At 38.4% G+C, this 9,997-nt stretch carries 11 protein-coding genes and 1 pseudogene; 1 reads left to right on the plus strand and 11 read right to left on the minus strand.

What is annotated here, in order from left to right; genetic code table 11:
* Nucleotides 1–12: 12 nt before the first annotated feature.
* From HT709_RS10460 to HT709_RS10510, 11 genes are all read right to left on the minus strand, one after another.
* Nucleotides 13–498: a PTS sugar transporter subunit IIA gene (locus tag HT709_RS10460; RefSeq protein ID WP_001049928.1), complete on the minus strand. Its 486-nt coding sequence runs from the start codon at nucleotides 496–498 to the stop codon at nucleotides 13–15.
* Between the two features lie 75 nt (nucleotides 499–573).
* Nucleotides 574–855 (minus strand): PTS sugar transporter subunit IIB, encoded by a 282-nt coding sequence (locus HT709_RS10465; protein ID WP_000241469.1) that lies wholly within the window; start codon nucleotides 853–855, stop codon nucleotides 574–576.
* Between the two features lie 22 nt (nucleotides 856–877).
* The gene (locus HT709_RS10470) at nucleotides 878–2,335 is read right to left on the minus strand and encodes a PTS ascorbate transporter subunit IIC (protein WP_023937017.1); all 1,458 of its coding nucleotides are present in this window, start codon (nucleotides 2,333–2,335) and stop codon (nucleotides 878–880) included.
* 130 nt (nucleotides 2,336–2,465) lie between these two features.
* A complete protein-coding gene (locus tag HT709_RS10475) occupies nucleotides 2,466–3,089 on the minus strand; it encodes a hypothetical protein (protein WP_000932654.1) in 624 nt (207 codons plus the stop codon).
* Nucleotides 3,090–3,139: 50 nt separating this feature from the next.
* Nucleotides 3,140–4,126, minus strand: coding sequence for an RNA-binding cell elongation regulator Jag/EloR (gene jag, locus HT709_RS10480; protein ID WP_172925750.1), 987 nt, complete (start codon nucleotides 4,124–4,126; stop codon nucleotides 3,140–3,142).
* 17 nt (nucleotides 4,127–4,143) lie between these two features.
* On the minus strand, nucleotides 4,144–4,968 hold the full coding sequence (locus HT709_RS10485; RefSeq protein WP_000727903.1) for a membrane protein insertase YidC: 825 nt from the start codon (nucleotides 4,966–4,968) through the stop codon (nucleotides 4,144–4,146).
* Nucleotides 4,943–5,314, minus strand: coding sequence for a ribonuclease P protein component (gene rnpA / locus HT709_RS10490; RefSeq protein ID WP_172925751.1), 372 nt, complete (start codon nucleotides 5,312–5,314; stop codon nucleotides 4,943–4,945). The genes HT709_RS10485 and rnpA overlap by 26 nt, the downstream gene beginning before the upstream one ends.
* Before the next feature lie 326 nt (nucleotides 5,315–5,640).
* A complete protein-coding gene (locus HT709_RS10495) occupies nucleotides 5,641–6,186 on the minus strand; it encodes a hypothetical protein (RefSeq protein WP_050223352.1) in 546 nt (181 codons plus the stop codon).
* A gap of 5 nt (nucleotides 6,187–6,191) precedes the next feature.
* Nucleotides 6,192–6,647 carry a hypothetical protein gene (locus tag HT709_RS10500; RefSeq protein WP_042900233.1) on the minus strand — a complete coding sequence of 152 codons (456 nt, stop codon included), beginning with the start codon at nucleotides 6,645–6,647 and terminating at the stop codon, nucleotides 6,192–6,194.
* Between the two features lie 515 nt (nucleotides 6,648–7,162).
* Nucleotides 7,163–8,353: an acetate kinase gene (locus tag HT709_RS10505; protein WP_172925752.1), complete on the minus strand. Its 1,191-nt coding sequence runs from the start codon at nucleotides 8,351–8,353 to the stop codon at nucleotides 7,163–7,165.
* Nucleotides 8,354–8,402: 49 nt separating this feature from the next.
* The gene (locus HT709_RS10510; protein WP_172925753.1) at nucleotides 8,403–9,356 is read right to left on the minus strand and encodes a class I SAM-dependent methyltransferase; all 954 of its coding nucleotides are present in this window, start codon (nucleotides 9,354–9,356) and stop codon (nucleotides 8,403–8,405) included.
* A 327-nt stretch (nucleotides 9,357–9,683) separates the two neighbouring features.
* On the opposite strand from HT709_RS10510, the pseudogene HT709_RS10515 reads away from it, so the two are divergent.
* Nucleotides 9,684–9,997 (plus strand): annotated as a pseudogene (locus tag HT709_RS10515) (transposase family protein); the annotation flags it as partial.

The following is a 9,997-nucleotide window of genomic DNA, read 5'->3' on the forward strand; positions in this document are numbered from 1 at the left end:
TTATTCCTCTTTCTAACTTTCCAAATCCAATCCTTCGAGATAAGGGCTATCCTTAGATTCTTCAATCATAGCCAAGACATCTTCTTTAGTCTGGCAAGCCTGTAAACGTGCAATAGAATCTTCTAATTCAAACAGGGCAATAATTTGTGGAATGGCTACACTTGTGTGAATTTTTGAGCTTGTTGCTGCTAGTGCCAACAAAACAGATACCTCTTTCCCATCTGAAAATACAACAGGATTTTGTAAGGTAATCAATGAAAAGGCATCACTTTGCACACCAGCTTCAGGTCTAGCGTGGGGCATAGCCATACCTGGCATCAAGATATAGTAAGGCCCATACTCTTCAGTCGATTCAATGATAGCATCGTAATACTCTGGCAAAATTGCCCCACTTTCAATTAAGGGATCTACTGCTACCTTGACTGCTTCTTTCCAATCGTTAGCCTCTAAACCTAGTCGGATCGAGTCATTGTCAATTAAAGCTTGTTTTAAATTCATATCTGCCTCCTTTATTTAAGAGGGAGAAGGACAGAAACGATAACTCTCAGTTTCTGTCCAGCCCCCTCCAACCTTTTACTGTAGTGCTTGACTGAGTTTTTCGGTGATTTCTTTATCATCCATCAAGTTATCAAGCCCAATTAACTTCCCATTAGTTCGCCCTTCCAATTCTTGAATCAAATGAAGAGAAGCGATTACGATGTCATATCCTACTGCTAAACCTTTAGCTTCACCGACACTGCATGAATTGACTGTAAAATCTGTTTGATTAAGCTTACGGAGAGCATTTTCAACCTTCATCTTGATAACCATTGATGAACCCATTCCATTTCCGCACGCTGCTAATACTTTAACCATTTTATTTCTCCTTTTCTAGATACTAAGCTTCTTCTTGAACTTCACCGTTGTAATATTTCTCTTTATCTTTTGCTTTGGCAAATTGAAGTTGAGGAATAACAAGCAAGAAGAGACACACAAGTACATAACCAACAATAGCAAGGTATTTGAAGATATATCCAAATCCAAGCCATGGGAATTCAAAGTCGATATTTCCATGGTAGCCACCATAAGATGCCAAATCGAGAAGGGCCACACAAAGAGCTCCTAGAGCAACTTGAAGGACGCCTGATATAAAGGAAAGGATAACAGCCGCTTTCCATCCGCCGCGTTTATCAGCGTAGACCGCAATGGCTGCATTGTCAAAGAACACTGGTACAAATCCTGTAATAATAAGAATCGGATTTTTAAAGACGATGAGCAAGACAATTGTAATCAATTGACCAATCAAACCAAAGGTAAATCCTGACAAGACAGCATTTGGAGAACCAAATCCATAAGAAGCTGCAACGTCAACCGCTGGGAATGAACCTGGCAACAATTTGTTTGAAATACCTTGGAAGGCGTTTGTCAACTCAGATACGAACATTCGGACACCTTGCATCAAAACGAACAAGTAAACTGAGAAGGTAAAGGCTGTTTGGATAATGTACATAAAGAAATCTTGTTTAGCAGGATTGAATAGAGTTCCTGAAGTGATGACTTCTTTATTAGACATAATGTCTGGACCCAAGATTAAAAGAATGGCTCCGAAGAATACGAGCATCAAGGTAGCAGATGCAACAACTGTATCGTGGAAGATTGAGAGGAACTTAGGTAATTTAAGATTGTCTAAACTTTCTTCTTTCTTACCAAAGCGTCCTGCTACTTTATCTACAAACCAGATTGCAAATTGCTGTTGGTGACCAATCGCAAATCCGCCACCACCAGTCAAGCGTTGAGTTGCCTCAACAGTCATATTTGAACTAACTGCCCAGTAAAGTCCACAGATGATACCAATCGCTGCTGTACCGTAAGCATTGCGCAGTTGTGGTACTAAGAATAGAATCATAAGAGATACTGTTGCAGCTTGTTGTACCATGATGTGACCAGTAATAAAGAGGGTTCTTACCTTCGTAATCTTTCGAAGAGCTACGAGCAAGATATTTATTCCGAAACCAATCAATAGAGCTGTAGTCGCAGTTCCAACAAAATCTGGAAACTCTGCTGCAATTTTGTTGTTTGCTGCAGCAAGTCCAAAGTAAGGGTCGATAACCGCTGCACCAATTTGGAATTTGTAGTTAAGAGCTGCTAAGATTGGACGAAAGGTTGTAACCAAACCACCAGCACCCACGTTAAGCAACATATACCCTACTGTTGCTTTAACAAACCCTGAAAAAACGTCATGGGCAGGTTTTTTCAAAAGTGCATATCCTATCAACACCAATAAACCTACGAAAAATGCGGGATTCTGCAAAATATTGCTAGAAAACCAATTTAGAACACTTGAAACGACTTCCATAATTGTTCTCCTTTTGAATTGTTTTTGTAAGTTTATTATATAATGCGAAAGCGCAAACAAAAAGACCAAGAATTACACAGCGGACTGTTCACTCTTGGACTGTATGATTTATGATGTTTTACAAATTATCTTATTTTCTCGTAGCTAGATAATAGGGAAGAATTTTAGAATAAGACTTCAATAAGCCTTCTACGATTTCTTCTTCAGACGAATTTTCTGTCATAGGAACATCTACCTTCACTAAAACTTTTCGAACTTCTTGACTTCTCACCTTCTCGCGTAAAGTACGACGCTTTTCTTCATTCGCCTCCCACCGTTGACTTTGACCATTAGAGTAGGTTAGATAATAAATCCCTTTAACGGTTGGAATGTCTAAAACTTTGGCCTGCTTGCCCAGTGTTTGCTCATCCTTCTTATGTTCGATGAAACTGACCTCTAAGGAAATACCAAAATCAGAAGGATTTCCATACAAACGTAAGGCCATCATAGGTTCTGTCACTTGTCCGTCTCTCTGTAGATAAACCCAAAAATGTGGTCTCAAACACTGGGCCTGATTCATCCACTGACTAGTCTGTTGGAGTTGCCATTCTGGATGGCTTGCTTGAAAGGCTTTGGCCAGTTCTGTAAAAGCCTTTCGGGCCTCTTGTCCTTTGTGGCGGAACGCCAGCATCTTCTCTCGCTCTGCTCCCGCTTTATCAGGACTACGGTACTGCAAACCAGAAAAGTCTAGATAGTCTCTTATCTTATTCAACATCAGTTTAACCTCCTCTAACTAGCAAAAAATCAGGTCAACCCTGATTTTACTTATTCTGTATCTACAACAACATAGCGATTTGGCTCATCACCTTCAGAGTAACTAGTCACGCCATCCATACGTGAAATAATACGATGGATAATCTTGCGTTCGCTATTTGACATTGGATCTGTTTGATGACTGCGGCCTTCTTCTAAAACACGAGTCGCCAATTTTTGCGCATAGGTCTGCAAGACTTCTGCACGGTGTTCAACATAATCATTGACATTGATTGTAATATAGAAGGTTCTTGAATAGCTATTATAAAGATAATTTTGAGCCAACAGTTGCAAGGCCTTCAAGACTTTACCATGGTAACCGATAATACGACCTGGTTCGTTGGTGTTAATTTGTAGATTGATGCTACGACGGTTATAGTCATTTGAAATCGTCGCCTCAACGTCCATGTCATCCACAATCGCTTGAACATAGGCAGTCACATCCGTAGCCACCTGGGCAATATCAAAGCTCGGTTCAACTTTCAAGCCCATCTCTGTCAAGTCTTGATTTTCAGTCTGGTCTTGCTCAGTTTCAAGGTCATCAGCGCCTGCTTCTTCCCTCATCGCTTCCTCGATTTGAAGTTCATTTAAAATCTCAATGTGACCCGTTTCTTCTAAGATAGTGCTGGCATGTCTTTCATGTTTTAAGATTTCAGCCTTGACTTCATCAGAAATACCTTGGCCTTCTTCCTCAATCTTTTTAATTGCCTCTACAACATGACCCAAATCAACGGTCGCTTCACTAACTGTTTTAACAGGCTCATTCAAATCATTGATTTGTTTTGGAACTCCCTTTACAGCTTGTTGATTTGCTTTGACAACAGTCGTTTCACTAATCGCTTCAATATGCACTTGGGCTGGTTTTTTACCAAATAAACCAAGAAAGCCTTTTTTCTCCCTAGAAATGACTTTAATATGTGCCTTCTTCCTTGGAATATCTAATTCTTTCAATCCTTTCTGGATTGCTTCTTCAACAGTTGAACCTGTAAATACTACCATTACCAGATTCCTCCTTATTATTTCGTTTTCTGAGCCTTTTTCTTGGCTTTTCTTTTTCTATTTTCCAAATCTTTCTGTGCCTGTACTACAGCCTCGCGCTCTGCGATAATCTTGAATGGATTGTTCAAGAAATAGGTTTGCAAGACTTGGTAAGCATTGGACACTGTCCAGTATAGGGCGACTCCACCTGGCGCATAAACTGCAAAGATAAAAATCAAGACTGGAATCCCATACATCATCGCTGTCGTAGCTCCATTACGCTCAGACAAGGCTTTATTAGACAGCCAAGTACTTAAAAAGGTGAATACTGCTGCTAAAATCGGAAGAACAAGGGTTGTATCTACACCACCAAGGTTAATCCATAAGAAATGACCTGTCTTTAAAAAGTCAACTCTTGATAGGGCTTGGAACAGGGCCAAAATAACCGGCATCTGAATCAAAATCGGCCAAAGAGAGTCTGACTGTCTGACACCCATTTCTTTAAATACTTTACGCATTTCCTGCTCTAGTTTGGTTCTGCTTTCCATATCTCGACCTGGATATTGTTCTCGAAGCGCCTTAATGCGTGGCTGAGCTTCCTGCATTTTCCTAGAAGCCACCATTTGCACCTGAAAGACTGGCAAGAGGACTGTACGAATCAAGACCGTAAAGAGAATAATCCCCACTCCGATACTAATATCAAACGATAAAAAGCGAATGATTTCCGCAAAGAAGTAAACCAATTTACTCCAAAAATCAGCCGATTCGGCTGTAATATCGCTAGTTACCCCATTAGTCGCACAGGCTGTCATGATCAATAGAGACAGTCCTAGCAAACTAGTCAACTTTAGTTTCTTTTTCACTCCCATTTCCTTCCTGGTAAATCTTTGATAATTTTAATACGTGGAGTATATTTTTCTCCATCTCTGCGTATCCCAAGGTTTCAACCCCTTTTCGAGCAATGACAACAAAGTCGACATCTTCTACCAGACTCCCTTTTGCATTCTGGATAATATGTCGGATTCGTCTCTTGATTTGATTTCTAGTGACCGCATTCCCCAGCTTTTTGCTAACTGATAGACCTACTCGAAAATGATTTTTCTGGTTTTCTAGTTGGTAGACGACAAATTTGCGATTGGCAAAACTTGTCCCCTCCTTGAAAATCGCCTTAAAATCTTTCTCTCTTTTTACACGAAAGTTTTTCTTCAAAACTCAACTCCATCTATTAAATTACTACTATTATACCATATTTTTCAAAAAATCCAATCATAGCAAGGTTTTGGACAATTCTACCAATATTCTCTTGTTTATTTTTTAATCCTTTTCGTCGTGCTTTCATTCTCTTTCTTATTGTCACAATGTCTACCGTTCCCGTAACAGTCTATACTTAAAACTTAAAAAATTTGAAGTCATTTTCCCTGTAAACACTAAAAACGACAAAATGGTTAGAAAATTTATTTTCCAACCACTTTATCACATTCATTAAAGACAGAATTATCATTTTAACCTTCTTAATTACAAGTATTTAAGCATAACTAACCCCAAATAGCACATTTTCCAGCAGAGATTCCTAATTGTGCAACGATTCCTGCAACGTTACTCTTCATGCCAAATTTAGCAAGTTCCATTGCTATATATGAGGCAGCTTTGCCCCACATTTTACCTTGAATATAACTGATAATGTCCCCTCTCATTAAATCAACAAGTTCCATACCTGGAATCATACCAATCAACTCATCACGCATACATGAAACAAAATCTCTATCTTGTAAAGAAGCTTGCAAGTTTTGAACCAAATTAGGCTCTGTATAAATACGTTCAATGCCCATTACAATATACGGTGCTAAAGTGCCATAGCGTTCTGTCAATAATTCTTTATTAACATAAAGAACGCCATTCTCATAACTCGTCGCTTCTGTAAACAAGAATTTCAAATCCTTCTCTACTTCGGCAACATCAATATACTCTACAGTTGTATTTGGAACCTTTGTTTCGTTAGCATATGCAATCCCTATAAAACTCGGTACCATAATAAGCAAAGTCGTAGCAATAACAATACATTTTGTAATTATCTTTTTCATGTCATTCACTCTTTCTGAAAGAAATCGTGTTGTGCTAAATAATCATAATGTTGTTTGTTAAATTGATACTGTCCTAAATGTTGACTGATATTACCTACATCTACTGAAAAGATGTACTGTTCACTTTGATAGTGCCATTTAATTCTAACTGTGTTCAAGACTGTGTTATAACTAAAATCTTCAACTTGACTCCAGGACATTTCAATGACTTGATTAGGCCGATTTTCAGTTACATCACTAATGTCCATCAAGTAAATCCCCTTAGATGTGAATGACATAATCTTTGGCTTCACACTCGACTGAACATAGTAGGCTCCTCCTATAATGAAAAAATCAATAAAGGATTTCAGCCATGTCTTTTTCTTAAAAGCCATCAGAAAATTCCTTTGTCCCTCGATATGACAAGTTGAAAGAAATGATTCAATCTGTTTTTCTGTTGCAAATTCCATAATAGTACCCATGATGTTACCTCCATAACTATAAACCAAGAACGATACAACAGCTCTTATAACTTATTACTGTACTATTATGGCATAAACTGTAAGCGAATACAAGCAAAAATTGACATAATATAAAATATTAATCGATGACACCTGTCATTCTAAGCGAAAATTAGAAATAAGTTATCTTTTATCACTTTTATAGCAAATTTAAATTACAACAGCACAATACGACTTCTAATACATTTTTAGAAATGCATTGAAATCAGCTAATTAATTTATTCACATTTTATAGTATGTTGAAATAGAATATGAACAAATTGATTGAGAAATTCATCCTCATTTTTAACAATATTTCAGAAACCGATGTATCCTATTCTTGACTCAATGTACTATATCTCAATCCACTATAACGCTTCTTAAAATCATCCACCGCTATCTATGACTTCTACCTTTCAAAGCTAGTTAAGTTTAAAAAAAGAAGCTGGAAAAATAACTTTCCCAACTCCTTGTATTGAATATTTTTTTAGTTTCACTTATTTTTTCAAGCGTTCAACATCACGGGCAATGACTAATTCTTCATCTGTTGGAATAACCAAGACACGAATCTTCGCTGCATCTGTTGAGATGTCTCCTGTCACACCAAAGATATTCTTTTCATCATCAACATCACAACCAAACCACGAAATTCCTGAGATTACATCACGACGGAAATTTTCTGCATTTTCACCAACACCTGCTGTGAAAACAATGGCATCTGCTCCGTTTAGTACTGCAAGGTACTGACCGATATGTTTTTGAATACGGTCAACATACATTTCATAAGCCAAGCTAGCGTCGTGATTCCCTTCTGCTACAGCAGCTTCTATGTCACGCATATCGCTAGAATTAGCAGAAACTCCCAAAAGACCCGATTCACGATTAAGAACACTACTGATATCTTCTGGTGTATTAAAATCCTCTGTATATTGCATTAAATAAGGAATGATAGCTGGATCAATGTCCCCTGTACGCGTTCCCATCATAATACCACCCAGAGGAGTGAAGCCCATAGAAGTATCAACAGATTTGCCGGCTTGCACAGCTGTAATTGAGCCTCCGTTACCAATATGACAGGTAATCAACTTCAAGTCTTCTAATGGACGTCCCAAGAGTTTTGCAGCTTCTCCTGCTACAAACTGGTGACTTGTACCATGAGCACCGTATTTACGAACCTTGTTTTCTGTGTAATATTTTGTTGGTAGAGGGTAGCGATAAGCTTTCTCTGGCATACTTGCGTGGAAGGAAGTATCAAAAACAACTACACTGGTAATGTCTGGCAACAATTCCTTGAAGGCACGAACACCTGCTGCATTGGCTGGATTGTGGAGAGGAGCCAACAAACTCAACTCTTCAACTTTTTCTAAAACATCCCCCTCAACAACTGTTGATTCTTTGAAATATTCTCCACCCGCAACAACACGGTGTCCAACACCTGTAATCTCATCATAAGCCTTGATAATATCGAAACGAATCAAGTCATCCAATAAGATTTTAACAGCTTGTGTGTGATTTTCGATATCTAAAATTTGTTGTTCAGAACGGCCATCAAATTTTACAGTTGAAATTGAATCTTTCAAACCGATACGTTCAATCAAGCCTTTCGCCAATACTTTTTCTTCTGGCATTAAGTATAATTGCCATTTTAAACTTGAACTTCCTGCATTTATTGCGATTGTTTTTGTCATTATCAATTACCTCTTTTAAGCGTTTTCAACTATTATAACAAAATCTATTTTATATTTCAGTACCTTTGCTCCAATTTTGAAAATTTTCTTTGAATTTCATTAAAATGCTTGCATCTTGCAAGCTAGCAAGTGGATACACAAAAGGCTCTGCTGCTATTTCATTTTTCTTCTGTAAGATAAAAATAGCCTTAGATTGGTTGACATTGGCAAAGAGATTTTCAGGCAGACTAATCATAGCAACCAGACTCGCCTCTTCTTTCAGCCACCCTTTTAACAAATCACTTTGAGGGCTGGTCAACAAATCACTCGGAGCTAGAAAAATAGCGTATCCGTCTAACTTGAGATACTTAAGCCCTTGTTCCATGAGCAAGTGATGGGCGTAAGTATATTCTTGGCTAGAAGCAACTTGATGACGCGACGCAACGGCATCATCAGGATAATAGCCGACCGGCAAGTCGCTGATGACCACATCGCTTTCTTTGAGCATTTGTGGACGAACGGCATCTCCTTGGACAAAGCCAGCCTGCAATCCGATCACGTCTGCCATGCTAGCTGCCAAATCAATCAGCAAATCATCCACTTCCATTCCCAAGTAATCCACCTTTTTATCAAGCGAGGTCAAGAAAGTAGCGCCCAGAATTCCCATGCCAGAACCCATTTCGAGGATAGTGATTTCTTCCTCTGTAAACAACTCTTCCACAATAAATACCAAAAGCAAGGCAATAGCATCTGGCGTAAACTGGTGATTAGCCTGCAGGGGCTCTGTCTGCCCAGCCTTCATCAAGAGAAACTGGTAGGTCTTGAGCCATTCTTCTTTGAGAAGCGCTAAGCGTTTAAGAGCCTGATTGTTCTCCTTGACCTGATTTAGCTCAGTCTCGCCATCCAGATAGATGCTATTTTGCTCCACCAAGGCGTCATAAAAGTTGGTCGCCAAATCATTTTGGATGACTTGGACATTCTCTAGTAAATAGGTATAAGCTTGTTCAATTTTTTCAAAATCCATATTCCTATCTTATCAAATTTCCCTTCTTTTTTCCATCCTTATAGAAAGTCCTATATGAAAGAGTATAAATGACAAGTTGGGCATCTAAATCTGATAACAAAAGTTTTTCTATAGACCCTTGGCAGGGATGTTTATTCCGACAAATGGTCATAGAAATATAGCCGCCCAACTTCCCTAGAGAAAAAACGAAGCATGAATTGACTTACTATTTTTACAGAGTTTTCCAAGTGTTATACTAAGTTTCCATTTATATCTTTTCCCATTTTCCCAACAAAACTTTAAAGAGTTTTTATTTACTTCCTGTGAAACAAAAATATGATACAATAAAATTATGAAGCAAGTAAACAACTAACTGATGCACGATTCAAGCGTCTTGTTGGTGTTCAGCGCACGACTTTTAAAAAGATGTTAGCTGTATTAAAACAGCTTATCAAGGTAAACACGCAAAAGGTGGACGAAAACCTAAATTAAGCCTAGAAGACCTTCTTATGGCCACTCTTCAATATGTGCGAGAATACCGCACTTATGAAGAAATTGCGGCTGATTTTGGTATTCAGGAAAGCAACTTAATCCGTCGGAGCCAATGGGTTGAAGTAACTCTTGTTCAAAGTGGTTTTACGATTTCAAGAACTCCTCTCAGT

It is taken from the genome of Streptococcus sp. 1343 (assembly GCF_013277355.1).
Classification (GTDB): Bacteria; Bacillota; Bacilli; order Lactobacillales; family Streptococcaceae; genus Streptococcus; species Streptococcus pseudopneumoniae.